Genomic DNA, 21,373 nt, shown 5'->3' with positions numbered 1-21,373 from the left:
ATGGCAGAACTAAAAGTTCATGACTATGAATTCAGAGAACCACTTGAATCACAACCTATGGAACACTCTGAACCGACAACTGAAAAACTGCCTACTGATCCCCAGCGTCCTGAGGTCATCCGCGTACCAGCATCTCCGGCTCGTCGGTTAAAAAGCATTTCTACTCTGGAAAAACTGATCGCTGCCTTTGTGATCATCTCTGTATTGACGTTGGCGATCTTGACCATCAATATTCGAACCAATATCAGTCAAGTCGAACACGATATTTCTTTGATCCAATCGGATATCAATGAAAAAACAACACAAGCAGAACAGTTGGAACAAGAGAAAAATGAACTTTCTAAAACCGAGCGCATCCAAAAGATTGCTGAGGATAATGGATTGTCGATCGATGACGGCAATTTAAGGAAAGTGGACTAAATGAAGTTAACAGATAAATTCAAGCAATACTTAAAAAAGAACAATCAAACTACAACGAACAATCGCAAAAAAGTAGGTATTATTCTCTTTGCTACGAGTATTGGATTGTTCTTTTTGTTTGTCACGCGTTTGAGCTACATCGTCATTGTCGGAGATGTTGCAGGGACTTCCTTAGCTGAAAAAACGAAAAATCTTTATGAAGGCAGTGAAGTCATCAAAGCGAAACGTGGAACGATCTATGACCGCAATGGGATTCCAATTGCTGAAGATGTGACCTCGTATTCGATTTACGCTGTTTTGAACCAAAATTACAAAGATGGCAAAAAGAATCTTTTTGCAGAAAAAGCAAACTTCAATAAATTGGGCAAAATCTTGTCGGATGTATTGTCCATCGACCAAGAAACAGCAGTCAATACATTAGAAGAAGGGCTTGAACAACAATTATGGCGTGTTTCTTTTGGAAGCAAAGGAAACAATATTACATTAGAACAAAAGAATGCGATTGAAGATGCAATGGAAAAAGAAGGGATTGCTGGCTTTCATTTTGACAGTCATCCAGCTCGTCTTTATCCGAATGGTGTCTTTTCTTCTCACTTTATCGGGTATGCTGTTGCCAATGATGACGATACTGGTCTAGTTGGGAAAACCGGGCTAGAAGCTGCCTACAATGACGTGCTTTCTGGGACCGATGGCGAGATCGTTTATCAAAAAGACAACAATCAAAATCCGTTGCCAGGAACCGTAGCCGAAACTGTTGCAGCGGTGGATGGGAAAGACGTCTATACGACCATCGATAGTCGGATCCAAAGCTACTTGGAAACGCTGATGGACAGTGTCTTTAAAGAAAACAAACCAGAAAACTTAACAGCGAACTTAATGGATGCAAAAACGGGTGAAATCGTGGCGATGGCGCAACGACCAACCTATAATCCAGAAAATTTGGATTCCATCAATGATTGGCAAAACCTATTAGTTGAGGACAACTACGAGCCAGGATCAACCATGAAGATCTTGACGACGGCAGCAGCGATCGATCAAGGGATCTTTAATGAAAACGAAACTTTTACCCCAAGCCCTGATGGAATGAAACTTTATGATGCAACCATCAACGACTGGGACTTCGGTCAAAAAGGAACACTGACGATGCGCCAAGCACTTTCATGGTCGAGTAATATTGGAATGGTGACCTTGGAACAGCGAATGGCAGATCGTTGGCAACAATACTTAAAAGAATTTGGTTTTGGTCGCAGTACCTATTCAGGATTGCCTAACGAAAATACTGGGATCACACCAGAGGATAACCCTGTCAGCCAAGCGATGACGTCATTTGGTCAAGCGATTGGTGTGACGAATTTCCAAATGATGCAGGCCTTTACGTCGGTGGCAAATAACGGAACGATGTTGAAACCACAATTTATTAGTAAAATCGTTGATGGCAATACAGGAGAAGAAACGGTCACACAACCAGAAGAAGTTGGCCATCCCATCACAGAAGAAGCGGCAACAAAAGTACGGGAATATATGCGTGATGTTGTCGAAAGTGAAAATTACGGAAGTGCTTATGGAGTCTATGAACTACCGGGCTACAATATTTCCGCAAAAACGGGGACAGCCCAAGTAGCCGATCCAACGACCGGTAAGTATTTGTCTGGTGGTACCAATTATCTGTATTCTGTTGTTTTGATGTTTCCTTCAGAAGAACCTGAATATATTTTGTATTTGACGATCAAATTACCAGAGAAGCACGAAAGCACCGTGTTGGGTGAAATTGCCAATCCATTGATGAAACGAGTCATGGATCTAAAAAATTCTGCATTAGAAGATAGTACAACCTCTGGTAGTGAAACGACTGTAGGGGATTATCGTAATCTTGATACAGAATCAGCGGCAACTGACGTTCAAAAAGCTGGGTTGACCCCTGTTGTCATCGGTGATGGCGAGAAGGTCATCGCACAGTCCGTTGACAGCGGCACTTCGATCATGCCTGGCGGACGGGTACTGCTGATTACGGATAGCGACAAGTATTACATGCCTGATACGACCTCCTGGTCCAAAGCAGATTTGATCAAATTTGGCAGTCTGTTGAATGTGGACGTCAGTTTTGAAGGGGACGGCTATTGTACCAAACAGAGCGTGGAGCCTTATACTGAGTTATCGGGACAATCGATCAAGTTTACACTAAGCGAAAACGAATAGAATAATAGGAGAGAACGATATGGAATGGACAGAGATGATATTACCTTTGGCAAGCGGCTTTGCGATCGTAACAGCCGCAATGCCTTTGTTTATCGGCTATTTTCAAATGAAGAAATACGGACAGGAAATACGTGGTGACGGCCCTAAATGGCATAACGTAAAGGCTGGTACACCAACGATGGGTGGGTTTGTATTTTTGATTTCTGCAATGATCACTGCAATTTGGGTAGGGGCATGGCAAAATCAACTGACTGCTTCATTGTTCATTCTTTTGTTCATTACCTTGGTTTATGGTGCATTAGGATTTCTTGACGATTTCATCAAGATTTTCCGCAAAAGAAATATGGGCTTAAACTCGCTGCAAAAATTGATTGGACAAATTTTAGGCGGACTCGTCTTTTACTTTGTTTTTCGAGCGGAAGGCAATGCAGACGTGTTAAATTTCTTTGGGATCGATGTGCCACTGTCGATCTTTTACGGAGTGTTCATCATCTTTTGGCTGGTCGGTTTTTCAAATGCAGTCAACTTGACCGACGGTATCGATGGTCTGGTCGCAGGACTGGGCACGATTTCTTTTTCAACTTACGCACTGATTGCTTGGCGGCAAGATCAAATCGATGTATTGATCGTTTGTCTAGCAATCATTGGCGGATTGATCGGCTTCTTTCCGTACAATCGCAAACCGGCTAAAATTTTTATGGGGGATGTCGGCTCGCTGGCTTTAGGCGGTCTGCTGGCAGCAATTTCGATTCTTTTACACCAAGAATGGACCCTCTTGCTTGTCGGACTGGTCTATGTTTGTGAAACAGCAAGCGTGATGCTGCAAGTTGCCTCATTCAAATTAACGGGCAAACGAATCTTCAAGATGTCACCCATCCACCATCATTTTGAAATGAGCGGATGGTCTGAGTGGAAGATCGACACTGTTTTTTGGTGTATTGCGTTAGGTTGCTCGTTGCTCACAATAGCCCTTGTATGGTAGGAGATGAAGAAAATGAAAAAAATTAAAACATATCAAAATAAAAAAGTTCTTGTGCTAGGATTAGCGCGTAGTGGATTCAGTGCGGCCAAATTGTTACATGATTTGGGCGCACTTGTGACCGTTAATGACGGCAAGCCATTTGCTGAAAATCCCGAAGCACAAGATCTTTTGGCGTTAGGGGTCAAAGTGATCACTGGCAGCCACCCAATCGAATTATTGGATGAAGGCTTTTCGTTAGTTGTGAAAAATCCCGGAATCCCTTATTCACAGCCCCTTGTTCAAAAAGCTTTAGAGAAAAAAATTCCTGTAATCACGGAAGTGGAGCTAGCGTATCAAATCTCTGAGGCTCCGATTATCGGCATTACTGGTACGAACGGAAAAACCACCACAACGACCATGATCGCCAATGTCTTAAACGCCGGGATGCAAAAAGGGCAGGCACTGCTTTCTGGGAACATTGGGTTTCCTGCAAGTTCCGTTGCTCAAACGGCCAAAGGGGAAGACCGATTAGTCATGGAATTGTCTAGCTTCCAATTGATGGGGATCGATACTTTGCGACCAAAAATCGCCGTGATCACCAATATTTATGAAGCCCATATCGATTACCATGGCAGTCGTCCAGAGTATGTCCTAGCAAAGTGGCGGTTGCAACAGCGAATGACTGCAGATGATTATTTGGTGATCAACTGGAACCAGCCAGAACTAGAAGCACTGTCGGCAAAATCAAAAGCGCAAATCATTCCTTTTTCCACCAAGGAAAAAGTAGCAGGCGCGTACATGCTTGACGGTATCCTCTATTATAAAGAAGAAGTGATTATGGCAGCTGATGAACTTGGCGTGCCAGGAGATCATAATATTGAAAATGCATTAGCAGCGATTGCTGTCGGTAAACTTTGCGATATGCCAAACGAAGCCATTAAGCAAGCGTTACAAACCTTTACAGGCGTGCCCCATCGGACTCAGTATGTCACCACCATCAATCAGGTGAAATTTTTCAATGACTCCAAAGCAACAAACATTCTAGCCACAGAAATGGCATTAGGCGGCTTTGACAATGAGAAACTGATTTTATTGGCAGGTGGTCTGGATCGAGGGAACAGCTTTGATGACTTAGTTCCCGCACTAAAAGGGCTAAAAGCCATCGTGTTGTTTGGTGAAACAAAGGAAAAATTAGCCGTTGCTGCTCAAGCAGCAGGGGTAAAAACAATTGAAATGACAGACAATGTTGAAACAGCCGTCCCATTAGCCTTTTCTTTAAGTGCTGCTGGAGATACGATTTTATTGTCACCTGCGAATGCAAGTTGGGATCAATACCCTAATTTTGAAGTTCGCGGCGACAAATTTATGGCGGCAGTAGCAGAACTTAAATAGAAATGAGTGACGGATATGAAAATACTTGTGACTGGCGGCGGTACTGGCGGACATATTTATCCAGCGTTGTCTTTTGTCGATTATGTAAAAGAGATTGACCCGACAGCCGAATTTTTATACATTGGTGCAACAAGGGGCTTGGAAAATAAAATCGTCCCTCCAACAGGTATTCCTTTTAAAACATTAGAAATCCAAGGCTTTAAGCGTAAGTTGTCCTTCGATAATGTAAAAACGATCCAACTTTTCATGAAAAGTTATTACGCAGCCAAAAAAATCATCAAGGAGTTTCAACCGGATGTGGTGATCGGCACCGGCGGCTACGTTTCTGGCGCGGTGGTCTTTGCTGCAGCGAAGTTGAAAATTCCTACAATTATTCATGAACAAAATAGTGTTCCCGGGATCACGAATAAATTTCTAACCAAATATGTGGATAAAATCGCCATTGCCTTTCACGATGCGTCCCAGTACTTTCCAGCGAAGAAAACAGTGCTGGTGGGGAATCCCAGAGGTCAAGAAGTACGCAACAGTCAAAAGTCAGCGATCTTGTCTTCCTACGATTTAAATCCGGCGAAAAAGACGGTCTTGGTTTTTGGTGGGAGTCAAGGAGCACTGAAAATCAATCAAGCGATCATTGATGCGCTGCCGCTGTTTGCTCAAAAAGAGTATCAGCTTCTCTATGCGTCAGGTGAACGGTATTACAAAGAGATCGAAGAAAAAATCGGCATGTCAAAAGATGCCTTTCCTAATATCAGTATTCGCCCTTACATTGATCAGATGGCGGAAGTGATGGCAAATAGTGATTTGTTGATTGGACGAGCAGGAGCCACATCGATCGCAGAATTCACTGCATTAGGGATTCCAGCGATTTTGATTCCTAGTCCTTATGTGACCAATGACCACCAAACGAAGAACGCCCAAAGTTTAGCCAATGCAGGAGCAGTCAAAATGATTGCCGATCATGAACTAAACAGTCAAAACCTCGTGGAAGCAGTAGACAGTATCATGCAAGATGAAGCCCTTCGTAGTAAGATGGCAAAAGCCTCAAAAGAACAAGGGATCAGCGATGCCTCAGAACGATTATTTCGACTTGTGCAAGAGGTAATCAAATAGTACAATGTGTGGGATAGAAAGGAGCGATTATCATTAGTAAAGACAAAACACCTCATGATGATCAAACCCCCTCGTCAACGGAAGAGTTGACCCCTTGGCAAAAAGAAAATCTAAAGTATTTGCAAGAAAAAGGCAATCAGCCAGCTTGGTCTTCTCCTGCTCCTGAAGAAACAGAAGATACGTCCAAAGACCATGAAGACGAGCAAGAAGAAACATTTTTTGAAGCAGATGAAGCAATGGAAGAGTCTGTTGATGAGAAGGAAGCATTGCCAGAGCCAGAAAATAAGGCCCGCTCCTTTGCTGATCGGCTGCCTAACCTAAAGGCGTACCGCAACCAAGTGTTGATTCGCCGTTTAGCCTTGATTATTGGATTGTTGATGATTCCTTTATTGATTGTTTTGTATTTCGTTTCGCCCCTTAGTCGTTTGGCGAATGTGGTCGTCAAAGGCAATCATGAAGTATCCGCAGAAGCAATTCTCGAAAATTCGGACCTAACCGTCAATGAAGAGATGTGGCCGCAATTTTTCGAACGTAATCAAAGCGTGTCTGCCATCAAAAAAGAATTGCCACGTATAAAAAATGCCTCAATTTCTCTATCTGGTATCAATCGCTTCGATATCACTGTCACTGAATTTCAAGAAGTTGCTTTACTAGCCCAAGATGGTGGCTATGCGCCGGTTTTAGAAAATGGCGTTGTGTTAGATGAAATCAGTGAGCAGCCAGTGGAAGGATTGCCGGTTTTAGAAAATTTTTCGGCTGAAGATAAAATCAAAGCAACACTTAGTGCCTATCAAGAATTAAGTTCAGAAATTCGCGATGGCGTTTCTCAAATCAAATATACCCCCCGTGACAGCAATGATGAGCTGCTGACTCTCTTTATGAATGATGGCAATCAAGTGATCGTCAACATTTCGAATATGGTGAGTCAAATGCAGTATTATCCGCAAATTGCCAAAGATTTGACCGAGGACAGTATTGTGGATATGGAAGTTGGAATCTTTACTTACCCAATTTCAAATACACAAGAAGACGATGCAGACGAAAATCAAACAGCTGATAGTGATTCTTAGGAAAAATTCAAGAGTTTTTTTCATTAACTTGTTTCTAAAAAGCGCCATTATATGGTAGAATTGGTAACAGTGAACAAATTATTCGAATGAACTCTAAAAACGGACTGTGATGGTTCGCTATATATCCAATTTAAGTAGGAGGGAACCCCATCCATGGCAAAAACGGGAATGTATGTTGGCCTTGATATCGGTACGACATCTGTAAAAGTTGTAGTAGCCGAATACGTTGACAGCCAAATGAATATCATTGGTGTAGGTAATGCAAAATCAGAAGGAATCAACCGTGGGATCATTGTAGATATCGATAAAACGGTACAAGCCATTCAAAGAGCAGTAAGACAAGCAGAAGAAAAAGCAGGAATTCAAATTCGCAGTGTAAGTGTTGGTGTACCAGCCAATCTTCTTGAAGTGGAAAATTGTCAAGGAATGATCGCTGTCAATAGTGAATCAAAAGAGATCACCGACGAAGACGTGCGTAATGTTGCCTCCGCAGCACTCGTTCGTTCTACCCCTCCTGAAAGACAGATCATTGCTATTTTACCGCAGGAATTTACCGTTGATGGTTTTGAAGGAATCAAAGATCCTCGTGGCATGATCGGGGTTCGCCTAGAAATGTTTGGTGTTGTGTATACAGGACCAAAAACCATCATTCACAACATTCGCAAATGTGTTGAAAAATCTGGTTTGATTGTAAATGAAGTAGTCATTACGCCATTAGCACTAACAGAATCGATTTTATCAGACGGTGAAAAAGATTTTGGTACGATCGTCATCGACATTGGTGGCGGCCAAACAACCACAGCAGCGATGCACGACAAGCAATTGAAATTCACCCATGTGAACCAAGAGGGCGGCGAATTTGTCACAAAAGACATTTCGACGGTTTTAAATACCTCTTTCAACAATGCAGAAGCATTGAAGATCAATTATGGGGATGCGTATCCTGAACGCACTTCAGCCAGCGAAGAATTTCCGGTTGATGTGATCGGAAAATCAGAACCAGTGAAAATCGATGAACGCTATTTATCAGAAATCATTGAAGCCCGTATGGAACAAATCTTCACCAAATCAAAAGAAGTCCTAGACGAAATCGATGGACTTGATTTACCGGGTGGCGTGATCTTGACTGGTGGCGCTGCAAGTCTTCCTGGTGTCGTAGATCTTGCTCAAGAAGTATTCGAAACAAACGTCAAGCTTTACGTTCCTAATCATATGGGACTTAGAAATCCTGTTTTCACGAATGTGATCAGTATCGTTGACTATTCGGCAAACTTAAGCGAAGTGTACCAGCTTGCCAAAAGTGCGATCACTGGTGAAAAAACAGTGGCGCAACAGCCCGTTGCTATTCAACAACAAGAAGTGCATTACGAACAATATGAAGCGCCAGAAGAAACTTATGAAGAAGCAGAAGAAGAGAAAAAAGGTGAGTCGATCACAAACCGAGTAAAAGATTTCTTCTCAAATATCTTTGAATAATCTAAAACGATTCTCAGGAGGAAGATAAATTATGGAATTTTCAATTGATAATAACATCAATGACGGCGCTGTGATCAAAGTCATCGGAGTCGGTGGCGGTGGCGGCAACGCAGTTAATCGTATGATCGAAGAAAATGTCAAGGGCGTAGAATTTATTGCAGCCAACACTGACGTTCAAGCGTTAAAAAACTCAAAAGCAGAAACAGTCATTCAATTAGGCCCTAAATATACCCGCGGACTTGGTGCTGGCTCTCAACCAGAAGTTGGTCAAAAAGCAGCGGAAGAAAGTGAAGATTCTATTCGCGAATCATTAGAAGGCGCAGACATGATTTTCATTACCGCTGGTATGGGTGGCGGAACCGGAACAGGTGCTGCACCGATCGTAGCGAAAATCGCTAAAGAAATCGGCGCGTTGACAGTCGGTGTCGTTACTCGTCCGTTTACATTTGAAGGACCAAAACGTGGCCGTTTTGCGGCTGAAGGCATCGCTAAATTAAAAGAGAATGTCGATACCTTATTGATCATCTCAAACAACCGTTTATTAGAAGTTGTTGACAAGAAAACGCCAATGCTTGAAGCATTCCGTGAAGCAGACAATGTCTTGCGTCAAGGGGTTCAAGGGATCTCAGACTTGATCACTGCACCTGGCTATGTCAACTTAGACTTCGCTGATGTGAAAACAGTAATGGAAAATCAAGGCACAGCCTTGATGGGAATCGGTGTTGCTAGCGGGGAAGAACGTGTAATCGAAGCAACGAAAAAAGCGATCTCTTCACCATTACTAGAAACGTCGATCGATGGCGCAGAACAAGTGCTATTGAACATCACTGGCGGATTGGATATGACTTTATTTGAAGCACAAGATGCTTCTGATATCGTCGCTCATGCGGCAACAGGCGACGTAAACATTATCTTAGGTACATCAATCAATGAAGACTTAGGCGATGAGATCCGTGTGACTGTCATTGCAACCGGCATTGACCCTTCAAAAAAAGAACGGGGTTCTCGCTCTAGCAGACAAAGCCAAGGTCAAATTCATTCTATCCCTCAAAAACCAACATTAGATATGGATCAAGCACGCCCAGCGCAAGCAGAAGAAAGCAATGGCTTTGGTGATTGGGATATCCGCAAAGAACAAAATGTACGACCTAAAGTAGAAGAAAACACATTTGAAAATGTGGAAAAGAAAGAATTCGATACCTTCAGCCGTGATGAAGTACGTTCGAATGATGACGACGAATTAAGCACACCACCATTTTTCCGTCGTAAACGCTAGGGGGCAGAGCACATGATTTCTGAGAACTTGCACAAGATTCAGCAAGAGATACAGGATTCCTGTGCTCTTGTTTCTAGAAATGCCAATGATGTCTGTTTGACAGCTGTGACAAAATCCGTCGATACAGAAACAACAAGAGTCCTTTTAGAAAATGGTGTGCGGGATTGTGCAGAAAATCGAGTAGAAAAACTACTTGAAAAGAAGGCAGCACTAAAGGATTATCCAGATGTCCGTTGGCATTTTATTGGCAATTTGCAACGCAGAAAGGTAAAATCAATTATAAATGAGATTGATTTTTTCCATGCGTTAGATTCAATCAAACTGGCACAAGAAATTCAAAAACGAGCAGAGCATCCGATCAACTGCTTTGTGGAAGTGAATGTTTCGCAGGAAGCAACGAAACAAGGGATTTTTGTTGAAGAGGTAATGGCTTTTATTGAAGCACTTGCTTCGTTCGACAAAATTCGTGTTGTTGGATTGATGACGATGGCCCCGCTCACTGCTTCCAAAGACGAGCAGCATCAGATTTTTAAAGAATTAAAAAGGATTCAACAACAGATCGCTGACCTGCATCTTACACATGCCCCTTGCTTAGAAACGAGTATGGGAATGAGTAATGATTTTCCCATTGCGATTCAAGAAGGTGCAACATTTATTCGTGTAGGAACAGCATTATTTCAATAAAAAAGGAGGTTGACCGATGTCGCTCAAAGAGAAACTGACCAATTTTTTTGGATTGACTGACGAAGAAGATTACTACGAAGAAACATTTGCCACGGAAGAACCGGCACGCACAGCGTCTAAACAAGCTGTGAACCAAGGAGGAGCTTTTACAGCCCCCAGAGCAACCACGAATACGTATGCATCTGGCCAAGCGGCAACACGTACAACAAGTCAACCACAAAATCAAGCCTATCAATACAGACAGCAACCACAAGCAGCTGTCTATCAACAAGCCTCAGCTGCGGCTGAACGGGTAAGACCGGTGACGAAGACGGAAGAAAAAGTCGTTCCGATGGCACAACAAAGAAGCAATACGAGAGTCAAAGAAACAAAAGCAAAAGAAACACCCGCACAAGCAGCTGGTAAAATAACGATCGTAGAGCCACGCGTCTATTCCGAAGCGATGGGGATTGCCAAGCAGGTCATCAATGGGGATGCTGTACTTGTTAATTTTCATTTAATTGAAGAGTACCAAGCTCGTCGAATAGTTGATTTTTTAACAGGAACAGTGTACGCTGAAGATGGTGATATCAAGCGTGTTGGCGATGAAATTTTTCTTTGCACGCCTAAGGGTATGGAAATTGAAGGCACTGCCCAAACATTAGCAGATACCAATTTTTTTGATATCTAAAGTGAGGAGGAACGCCAATTTTATTTTTGAGATTCGTTAAATTACTAAGTGATGCTGTTTATCTGTATACCATTTTATTAGTGATCTATGCACTTTTGTCTTGGTTTCCAGGAGGGTATCAATCCGCTTTTGGCCGTTTCTTAGCAAAAGTGTGTGAACCGTATTTGAGTTTATTTGATCGATTGAAATTAAGTTTTGCTGGTATTGATTTTACGATTGCGTTTGCAATTATCGTCTTACAGCTAGCATCACAAGCATTGATATTGATCTTACAATCAATTTTATTTTAACGTAAGGGGTGGTTATCGGTGAACGCAAATGTCTATCAACATTTTCGAAACGATGAACGCCCTTTTATTGATTCCGCTCAAGGATGGATCGAACAAGTGCAAATGCAGTATGCGCCTTACTTAACTGATTTTTTAGATCCGAGACAAGCGTATATTTTAGAAAGCTTGATTCGTCAATCAACGGATTTAAGCTTCCGCTTTTTTGGTGGTTACGAAGCTGCTGAAAGACGCCGTTGTTTGATTTATCCCGATTATTATGAGCCCACCACCGATGAGTTTGACATGACTTTGTTTACGATTCAATACCCGAAAAAATTTACGGTGTTGAGTCATGGAAAAGTTCTAGGCACGTTAATGGGGACTGGAGTCAAGAGGGAATACTTTGGAGACATTCTTTCCGATGGTGAAATATGGCAAGTATTCGTTGCTACTGAAGTCAGTCATTTTATCCAACTCCAAGTGGATAAAATCGGAAACGTCTCGGTGCGCTTGGAAGAAACAAAATACACCGAGTTGATCGTTCCTAAAGATGGCTGGACCGAGGAAAGAGAAACGGTTAGTTCATTGCGTCTTGATACAGTGATCTCTGCCGTATACAACATCTCACGTCAGCGTTCGAAACAGTTGATCGAATCAGGAAAAGTAAAAGTAAACTGGACAGAAGCACTACGACCAGATTTTGTTCTGGATTTACTGGATATCGTTTCAGTAAGAGGATTTGGTCGGATTCAAATACAGGGGTTAGAAGGAACCACGAAAAAAGAAAAAGTTAGATTGTTATTAGGTGTATTACGTAAATAAATCAAAGAGGTGTATAGAATATGGCATTAACTCCATTAGACATTCAAAATAAAAACTTTTCAGTAAAAATGAGAGGATACAACCAAGACGAAGTCGATGACTTTTTGGATATGATCGTTCGCGATTATGAAGAAGCGGTTCAACGCAATCGCGAGTTAGAGAAATCATTGAAACACGCCGAAGAAAAACTAGAGTATTTCAATGAACTGAAAGACGCCTTGAACCAATCCATCATCGTGGCTCAAGATACCGCGGATAAAGTAAAAACAAGCGCAAGCAAAGAATCAGAAGTGATTGTTACGTCTGCCCAAAACCGTGCGGATGAAATGGTTGCTACTGCAGAAAAACATGCCCATGCCTTGATGACCTCAGCAGAAGAAAAAGCCAAAGAGATTTTGACGGATGCAACAGACAATGCCCGTCAATTGGCAACAGAAACAAATGACTTGAAGAAGAAAACCAGAGTCTTCCACAACAACTTATTGGTTATGTTACAAACCCAATTAGAACAAGTGAAGAGCCCCGAGTGGGAAGAGATTTTGGCGCCATTTTCAAGCTACGTGCAAGATTCCCATCAAGTAATCAGAGAAGTTTTATCAAAAGAACTTGACAGTGAAAATGGTTCTGGAGTAAACTCAGAAGCAGTGGACACATTTGATGTGGACGTTGTTGAATCAGATGAAAAAATCGTTGATGTAAGCGAAAGCCCTGAAGTGAAAACATTAGATGATGCGAGAAACTTATTAGACGAATTGAACAAAACAGATAACAACTAAGACACAGAACAGAAAAATTTCTTATATTTTTCAAGCGAGTTTGGGAGAGTGGAAGCCAAATAAAACCCTGTAAGAAATTAGATCATCTGTGAGTTGCGTTCTTTAAAGAGCCGATTATCCAAAGACTCAAGTAGAGAACGACGCCTGATCCCGTTACCGATCATCAAAGAATTGTCTAACGACAATAAAAATTTGGGTGGTACCACGAACACGTTCGTCCCTTGCCAGGGACGGACGTGTTTTTTGCTGTGAATCACTATGATTGGCTTGCGAGGCAAGACAGAATAGATGATGAACAGTACTAGGCGACCATAAGGAGCGTAGTAACCCTACTAGGAATCACTATGATTGGCTTGCGAAGCAAGACAGAATAGATGATGAACAGTACTAGGCGACTGCCGAGAGCGTAGTAACCAAACGAGGAATCACTAGGAATGATTTTTAAAATCAGTGAGACCTAAACACAAGGAAGTCATGGCAACCAATCCATTTTGATACGTTCAATAGAAGCAATTGATTGGTCGAGTCAATGGATTTAGAAATTATACGGAAACGTAGTGAGACGAAAAGGAGCGAAACAAGAATGAAAATGAAAGAAACACTGCATCTTGGAAAAACCGCTTTTCCAATGCGAGGCAACTTGCCGAACCGCGAAGTGGATTGGCAAAAAGAATGGGAAGAAAATCGATTGTATCAACGCCGTCAAGAATTAAATGAAGGCAAGCCAACCTTTGTCTTACACGATGGTCCTCCTTATGCAAATGGGAACATCCATATCGGACACTCATTGAACAAAATCAGTAAAGACATTATCGTACGTTCCAAATCAATGTCAGGTTTCCGTTCCCCTTATGTACCTGGTTGGGATACCCATGGTTTGCCGATCGAGCAAGTGTTGACGAATAAAGGAATCAAGCGCAAAGAAATGAGCTTGGCAGAATACCGCAAAAAATGTGAAGAATATGCTTTGACACAAGTGGATACACAAAGAGCTGACTTCAAACGTTTAGGGGTTTCTGGTGATTGGGAGCACCCATACATCACACTGACGCCCGATTATGAAGCTGCAGAAATTCGCGTTTTCGGAAAAATGGCAGAAAAAGGCTATATCTACAAAGGATTAAAACCAATCTACTGGTCACCATCTAGTGAATCATCACTAGCAGAAGCCGAGATCGAATACAAAGATGTGAAATCACCATCGATCTATGTTGCTTTCCCAGTCGCAGATGGCAAAGATTTGCTTGATTCAGATACATCTTTTGTTATCTGGACGACGACGCCATGGACCTTGCCAGCGAATCTAGGAATCTCTGTGAATCCAACCTTTGCCTATGTTCAAATCTTGGCTGATGGTCGTAAATTTGTCGTGGCAAAAGATTTATTAGAAACCGTGACGAATGAGATTGGTTGGGAATCTGTCGAAGTATTGCAAGAATTGGCAGGCGATCAATTAGAAAAAATGACGGCGCAACATCCTTTCTATGACCGTACGTCTCTGTTGATGTTAGGGGATCATGTGACATTGGATGCCGGTACTGGTTTGGTCCACACTGCACCAGGACACGGGGAAGATGACTACATCGTCAGCAAAAAATATGGGCTAGATGTCTTATCACCAGTCGATAGCCGTGGGGTCTTCACAGAAGAAGCACCAGGATTTGAAGGGGTCTTTTATGACAAAGCCAATCCAATGATCACTGAGCTTTTAGAAGAAAAAGGGGCGCTATTAAAACTAAACTTCTTTACTCACAGCTATCCACATGATTGGCGGACGAAAAAACCAGTCATCTATCGGGCAACGCCACAATGGTTTGCTTCAATTGATAAGTTCCGTCAAAACATTTTGGATGAGATCGAAAAAGTAGATTGGATCATTCCATGGGGCAAAACCCGTTTATACAATATGATTCGCGATCGCGGCGACTGGGTGATCTCTCGTCAACGTGCGTGGGGTGTACCATTGCCAATCTTTTACGCAGAAAACGGCGAAGCCATCATCACGCCTGAAACGATCGAGCATGTGGCAAACTTGTTTGCTGAACATGGTTCAACGATTTGGTTTGAAAAAGAAGCCGAAGAATTGCTGCCGGCTGGCTTTACGCATCCAGGCTCACCAAACGGTAAATTCTCGAAAGAAACTGACATCATGGATGTTTGGTTTGATTCAGGTTCTTCTCACGAAGCCGTGTTACGTCAACGTCCAGAATTGACGTTCCCAGCTGACATGTATTTGGAAGGTTCTGATCAATATCGCGGGTGGTTCAACTCAAGTATCACAACTAGTGTGGCGATCAATGAAGTCGCACCATACAAAGCCGTCTTGTCTCAAGGCTTCACCTTAGATGGCGAAGGCCGTAAGATGAGTAAATCTCTTGGAAATACCATTGCACCAGAAAAAGTGATCAACCAAATGGGTGCGGATATTTTGCGCCTTTGGGTCAGCAGTGTTGACTACGAAGCGGATGTTCGAGTGTCTATGGATATCTTGAATCAAGTATCAGAAGTCTATCGGAAAATTCGCAATACCATGCGTTTCTTATTGGCTAACACGAATGATTTTGATCCAGCAAAAGACAGCGTACCATTTGAAAACTTGCGTTCTGTTGATAAATACATGATGGTTCGTTTGAATCAAACGATCAAAACGATCCGAGAAGATGGTTATGAAAAATACAACTTCTTGCATATTTACCGAACAGTCATCAACTTCTTGACAGTCGATATGTCATCCTTCTATTTGGATTTTGCGAAAGATGTCGTTTATATCGAAGCTGAAAATGATTTCCAACGTCGCGCCATGCAAACCGTCTTTTATCAAACAGCGGTTGCGTTGACGAAATTACTAACGCCGATCATTCCGCATACGGCAGAAGAAATCTGGTCACATTTGAAAGAAGAAGAGGAATATGTCCAATTAGCGGAGTTCCCTGGCTATGATACATTTGCTAACCAAGAAGAGCTGCTTGATTTATGGCGTGCTTTCCTTGATTTCCGTGACAATGTCTTAAAAGCATTGGAAGAAGCGCGTAATGCAAAGCTGATCGGGAAATCGTTTGAAGCAAAAGTGACTGTCTATCCAACCGAACCGGTTGCGGCATTACTAAAAGCCATTGATTCAGATATCGCTCAGTTGCTGATCATTTCACCGGACTTCTTAACGATCAAAGAAGCAGGTGAAGCAGCACCAGAAGCGGCCTATCAATTCGAAGACGTGGCGATCTTAGTGGAAAAAGCCGAAGGTGAAGTCTGCGAACGTTGTCGTCAAGTCCGTGTGGATGTCGGTGTAGAAGAGCAGCTACCAACACTTTGCGGCCATTGCGCAGCCATTGTCAAAGAAAACTATCCTGAAGCGGTTGCAGAAGGCTTTGAAAAATAAAAAAACGGAAAAAGATGATCCTATTGTGGGTCATCTTTTTTTTGAAATCAATTAAGCTTGTTCCTTGAAAATGGGACATAAGCAGCTGTTTGTGACATCCAAATGAGAAAATCCGCGTTAATTGATAACGATTCTCATTTGTTTGCAATAATTTTACGATAGTTTATTGTATAATAAAAAAACCTTATTAGACGAAGATTCCTGCCTGTGATTTACAAGTAACTACTTGTTCAATGGATGTAAGTAACCCTTGAAGGAAGAAAGCAACGAGATCGGATCAAGTAAAAAAAACTTGCCAGATAGAAAATCAGGTTGTAAACTGTTAAAAATCGGAATATTCAGAAAATTGAAAGAAAGTGTGATTCCATGAGTGATTTAGAGATGATGAAAACAACGAACCAAACGATGTACGATGCCGCTTTTGAAAAAGATGCTTGTGGGATGGGGTTCATTGCTCAGAAAAATGGTCATTATTCCCGAGAGCTCGTCCAAAATGCCTTAACGATGTTAGAACGGATGAATCATCGAGGGGGAACTGGCGCTGAACCTGACACGGGGGACGGAGCAGGAATCTTGATGGCGATGCCAGATCCTTTTTTTCAGCAGCGGGCAAAAGAGGCAGGAATCCCATTGCCTGAAAAAGACGCCTATGCTGTTGGGATGTTTTTTTTACCGAAAGAAAAGCTCCGAGCAGCACAGGTCCAAGAAGAAGTAACTAAAGACATTCAACAAATGGGTTTTACGGTTTTATGGCAGCGCGACGTTCCATATGATTATTATCAGTGTGGGCCGGGGGCGCAAAAAGTCATGCCATCTTTTGTGCAAGTCTTTATTGAAAAGCCTGTCGATGTAGCTGCTGGCCGTCCCTTTGAAGATCAGCTTTATCGGCTACGGCGTAAACTGGAAAAAACATATCATACCGATGAGCTGTCTATCTGCAGCTTGTCCAGTAAGACAGTTGTTTATAAAGGGATGCTGCATGCCTATCAAGTTGGCTTGTTTTTCAAAGATCTTCAAAGCCCAGAAATGACTTCGAGTATTGCTTTGACTCATTCTCGTTTTTCAACGAATACCTTTCCAAGCTGGAGTCGGGCGCAACCTTTTCGTTTCTTAGCCCATAATGGCGAAATCAACACGTTACGCGGGGCGGAAAATTGGATGCATGGACATCAGATCGAAGTCTACGATGACGAAAACTCCGATTCTGCGAAGCTGGAAAATTGTATGGAATACTTGTATCGTCAAGGTCGAGACATTCCCCAAGCACTGCTGATGATGGTGCCAGAAGCGTGGTCTAAAGAAGCTGGCTTGACGCCAGAACTGACGGCTTTTAATGAATACAATGCAAGCTTTATGGCTCCTTGGGATGGACCAGCAGCTTTATGCTTTACCGATGGGGAGATGGTGGGAGCTGCCCTTGATCGTAATGGATTGCGACCATCTCGCTACTCAATCACGAAAGCTGGTTTTGTTGTCGTGGCCTCTGAGTCAGGAGTGGTGGATCTGCCAGCGTCAGAAGTGATTGAAAAAGGGGTGCTTGGACCAGCAAATATGTTTTTGGTGGATACCCAAAAAGGGATGATCTTACGAAATCAAGAAATCAAAGCGCATTATGCGAATGCCCATCCTTACCAGGAGTGGCTAGCGGAACACCTATTGACACCAGAGTTGCTTCCTGGGACTGAGAAGCAGGAGGAAACAGCAGACGATGCGATCCAGACCCTTTGGAAACGAAATGGCTACACGGATGAGATCATACGCACGTTGATCTTACCAATGGCTCAAACGGGAGAAGAACCAGTGATCTCCATGGGGTTTGATTCACCCTTAGCTATTTTGAGCGAACGTCCCCAATCCTTGTTTACGTACTTCAAGCAACAATTCGCCCAAGTGACCAATCCACCCATTGATGCGATTCGCGAAAAATTAGTGATCGGTACCGAGCTGTTTTTAGGTCGAGATGGGGATGTTTCAAAGGACATCCGAATCAATTGTAATAAGCTGAAGATTGCTAGTCCTGTGTTAAAAACGAGTGAATATGAAAAGATCAAACAGTTAAATCAAAATGGTCAAAAAGCGGTTTTACAGTCGATTCTTTATGATTATGTACCAGAAAACGGGGTAGCTTTGCAACAAGCGTTAGAAGCGCTTTTTAAAGAAACGGAGCAAAAAATCGATGCTGGGGCAACGATCATCATTTTAAGTGATCGGGAAGTCATCCAAGCGCAAGAAGGAAAAGTGGCGATTCCGATTCTCTTGGCGGTATCAGGCCTGCACAATTATTTGGTGCGAAAAGGCAAACGTTCCTTGGCATCGATCGTTGCGGATACTGCGGAAGTCTGTGAGGTCCATCATTATGCCATGTTAGTCGGCTACGGAGCAAGTGGGGTTCATCCTTATGGGGCTTACCAGACATTGGCGCACTTTGAGCTTTCAGAGAAGATCGAAAGTTACCGCAAGGCATGTGAAAAGGGCATTGTCAAAATCATGTCACGAATGGGAATCTCAACGATCGCCGGTTACCACGGGGCACAATTGTTTGAAGCGGTTGGTATCTCTGAGAAAGTCATCGCTGAATATTTTACCGGCACGGTTACCCGTATCGGTGGTCTCTCGTTAGCGCAAATCGAGCAAGAATATCTGACGCGTTATGAGGCCGCATATGGTGAAAAACGAATGGATTATCTTGATTCTGGCGGTAGTTTCCAGTACAAAGCCGATGGGGAGCATCATTTGTTCAATCCAAAAACGATCTATGGGTTCCAAAAAGCCGTTCGCACAGGCAGTTATGAGCTTTATAAAGAATATGCGGCGGAAATGAATCAAGAGGCATTGGACAATCCAACGACGTTACGGTCTATGTGGACCTTTACGAACACAAGACGCAGTATTCCGTTAGCTGAGGTGGAGCCTGTCGAAACGATCGTCAAACGATTTAAAGTCGGGGCGATGTCCTACGGCTCACTAAGTGAAGAAGCGCATCGCTGTATTGCTGAAGGAATGAATGCGATCGGGGCAAAATCCAACAGTGGAGAAGGTGGCGAAAACCGAAATCGTTTCAAACCAGTGGAGGGCATTAATTATAATAGTCGCATCAAACAAGTAGCTTCTGGCCGTTTTGGTGTCAACGCCGAATATTTAATGAGTGCAGATGAACTCCAGATCAAAATGGCGCAAGGGGCGAAACCTGGAGAAGGCGGTCAATTACCAGGCAATAAAGTCTTCCCGTGGGTCGCCGAGATTCGAGGGTCCACGCCTGGTGTTCGATTGATTTCACCGCCACCACATCACGACATTTATTCGATTGAAGATCTAGCCCAGCTGATCTATGACTTAAAAGCCATCAATCCGTATGCACGGATCAATGTCAAATTGGTTTCTAGTACGGGCGTGGGTACGATCGCTACCGGTGTCGTCAAAGCTGGCGCAGACGTAGTCGTGATCTCAGGCTATGACGGTGGGACCGGTGCTTCTCCGAGAAATTCGATCCGTGATGCCGGCTTGCCTTGGGAGATGGGGCTTGCAGAAGCCCATCAAACGTTAGCTATGAATCATTTGCGGCAGCGAATGACCTTAGAGACCGATGGAAAATTGATGACGGGTCGGGACATCGCCATTGCTGCTCTTTTAGGAGCAGAAGAATATAGCTTTGCCTCTTTAGCGCTAGTTGCGATTGGTTGTGTCATGATGCGGGTATGCAGTATCAATACATGTCCTGTGGGAATTGCTACACAGAACCCAGCGTTGCGAAAATTTTTTGCTGGAAAACCTGAGCACATCATCAACACGATGTACTTTTTAGCAGAAGATCTACGGGAAACGATGGCTGAGTTAGGCTTTCGTACTATCGATGAGATGGTAGGACATGCGGAATTGTTGACACCACGCTTCGTTGCTAAAGGCAAAGCAAAATCATTAGACTTTTCGAAAATGATTGGGACGACGATCCCAATCGAACGCAAAGTGACCGATCCATTCCTTGAGAAACGTCAATGGCCAGAATTAGATGCTTTTGCACAAGCTGCTATCGACAACAATCAAGAAATCGTGACGAATCATACGATCAATAATGTTCAACGCTCAGTCGGCGCGCGTTTAGGAGGCTGGATCGCGGAACGTTTTGGCAATTATGAAGTTACCCCAGGTCTGTTGCAGTTTACGTATCGAGGTATTGCTGGACAAAGCTTTGGGGCTTTTGCCACCCAGGGCATCCAGTTGAAACTGATCGGTGAGGCCAACGATTATGTAGCCAAAGGGTTAAGCGGTGCCCGCTTGATCATTGTGCCACCTGAAGATGCCGCTTATGACGCAGAGCATTCACCAATTGTTGGTAATGTAGCGTGCTTCGGGGCAAATCGAGGCGAAGGCTATTTCCGAGGCATTGCTGGTGAACGCTTTTGTGTTCGTAACAGTGGAGCCAATGTCGTTGTCGAAGGTGTTGGCGATCATGGCTGTGAGTACATGACTGGCGGTGTCGTGGTGATATTAGGAAAAACCGGCCGCAACTTCGGTGCTGGAATGTCCGGTGGCGTGGCGTATGTTTACGACCCCGATCAAACCTTTGCCGATAAATGCAATCGGGAAATGGTTGATTTATATCGGATTGGCGAAAGCGGCGATGACCACCAACTAAAAGAGATGATCCAGCAGCATTTCGCCTATACAGATTCATTGAAGGCGGCTGAGATCCTAGAAGATTGGGAAAATCAGCAGCACCATTTCATCAAAGTCTATCCGACAGAATACCATCAAATGATCCAAGCGACGGAGACCTTGGCGGACCAAGGGTTTGTCGGAGATGAACTTGTGACGAAAGCCTTCGAAGCTGTCGTCGGTCCACAATTGACCATCCCAGGAAAGGAGCGTGACTAA

Annotated in this window: 15 protein-coding genes; all 15 read left to right on the top strand. The window is 43.2% G+C overall.

The genetic code is table 11. The annotated features are described in order from the left end of the window. The 15 genes from ftsL to gltB all read left to right on the top strand — a co-directional run bounded on the left by ftsL (position 1) and on the right by gltB (position 21,373). A complete protein-coding gene (gene ftsL, locus ACTW1R_RS12145) occupies positions 1 to 420 on the top strand; it encodes a cell division protein FtsL (protein ID WP_005228796.1) in 420 nt (139 codons plus the stop codon). Continuing rightward, complete coding sequence (locus tag ACTW1R_RS12140) at positions 421 to 2,616, top strand: penicillin-binding transpeptidase domain-containing protein (protein ID WP_121260844.1); 2,196 nt, start codon at positions 421 to 423, stop codon at positions 2,614 to 2,616. Positions 2,617 to 2,635: 19 nt separating this feature from the next. Then, positions 2,636 to 3,598: a phospho-N-acetylmuramoyl-pentapeptide-transferase gene (gene mraY, locus ACTW1R_RS12135; protein ID WP_271812945.1), complete on the top strand. Its 963-nt coding sequence runs from the start codon at positions 2,636 to 2,638 to the stop codon at positions 3,596 to 3,598. 12 nt (positions 3,599 to 3,610) lie between these two features. Continuing rightward, positions 3,611 to 4,969: a UDP-N-acetylmuramoyl-L-alanine--D-glutamate ligase gene (gene murD / locus ACTW1R_RS12130; protein WP_271812944.1), complete on the top strand. Its 1,359-nt coding sequence runs from the start codon at positions 3,611 to 3,613 to the stop codon at positions 4,967 to 4,969. Positions 4,970 to 4,984: 15 nt separating this feature from the next. Next, positions 4,985 to 6,079, top strand: a complete 1,095-nt coding sequence (gene murG, locus ACTW1R_RS12125; protein ID WP_010749767.1) for an undecaprenyldiphospho-muramoylpentapeptide beta-N-acetylglucosaminyltransferase — start codon at positions 4,985 to 4,987, stop codon at positions 6,077 to 6,079. Between the two features lie 86 nt (positions 6,080 to 6,165). Beyond that, positions 6,166 to 7,149, top strand: a complete 984-nt coding sequence (locus ACTW1R_RS12120; RefSeq protein WP_081116377.1) for a cell division protein FtsQ/DivIB — start codon at positions 6,166 to 6,168, stop codon at positions 7,147 to 7,149. 153 nt (positions 7,150 to 7,302) lie between these two features. After that, positions 7,303 to 8,625, top strand: coding sequence for a cell division protein FtsA (ftsA, locus tag ACTW1R_RS12115; protein WP_005228814.1), 1,323 nt, complete (start codon positions 7,303 to 7,305; stop codon positions 8,623 to 8,625). Between the two features lie 31 nt (positions 8,626 to 8,656). Further along, positions 8,657 to 9,901, top strand: a complete 1,245-nt coding sequence (gene ftsZ / locus ACTW1R_RS12110) for a cell division protein FtsZ (protein WP_005228816.1) — start codon at positions 8,657 to 8,659, stop codon at positions 9,899 to 9,901. Between the two features lie 12 nt (positions 9,902 to 9,913). Next, positions 9,914 to 10,585: a YggS family pyridoxal phosphate-dependent enzyme gene (locus tag ACTW1R_RS12105; protein WP_074536072.1), complete on the top strand. Its 672-nt coding sequence runs from the start codon at positions 9,914 to 9,916 to the stop codon at positions 10,583 to 10,585. A 16-nt stretch (positions 10,586 to 10,601) separates the two neighbouring features. Continuing rightward, positions 10,602 to 11,255 carry a cell division protein SepF gene (locus ACTW1R_RS12100; RefSeq protein ID WP_010749764.1) on the top strand — a complete coding sequence of 218 codons (654 nt, stop codon included), beginning with the start codon at positions 10,602 to 10,604 and terminating at the stop codon, positions 11,253 to 11,255. Positions 11,256 to 11,281: 26 nt separating this feature from the next. Beyond that, complete coding sequence (locus ACTW1R_RS12095) at positions 11,282 to 11,545, top strand: YggT family protein (protein ID WP_005228822.1); 264 nt, start codon at positions 11,282 to 11,284, stop codon at positions 11,543 to 11,545. An 18-nt stretch (positions 11,546 to 11,563) separates the two neighbouring features. After that, complete coding sequence (locus ACTW1R_RS12090; protein WP_005228823.1) at positions 11,564 to 12,346, top strand: YlmH family RNA-binding protein; 783 nt, start codon at positions 11,564 to 11,566, stop codon at positions 12,344 to 12,346. A gap of 20 nt (positions 12,347 to 12,366) precedes the next feature. Further along, positions 12,367 to 13,122, top strand: a complete 756-nt coding sequence (locus ACTW1R_RS12085; RefSeq protein ID WP_005228824.1) for a DivIVA domain-containing protein — start codon at positions 12,367 to 12,369, stop codon at positions 13,120 to 13,122. Positions 13,123 to 13,705: 583 nt separating this feature from the next. Next, the gene (ileS, locus tag ACTW1R_RS12080; protein WP_128431582.1) at positions 13,706 to 16,501 is read left to right on the top strand and encodes an isoleucine--tRNA ligase; all 2,796 of its coding nucleotides are present in this window, start codon (positions 13,706 to 13,708) and stop codon (positions 16,499 to 16,501) included. Between the two features lie 366 nt (positions 16,502 to 16,867). Further along, a complete protein-coding gene (gene gltB, locus ACTW1R_RS12075) occupies positions 16,868 to 21,373 on the top strand; it encodes a glutamate synthase large subunit (protein WP_271812939.1) in 4,506 nt (1,501 codons plus the stop codon).

The organism is Enterococcus sp. R12, from assembly GCF_058135755.1.
The sequence above is the reverse complement of the archived record's forward strand: the minus strand, read 5'-3'. Positions and strand labels throughout refer to the sequence as shown.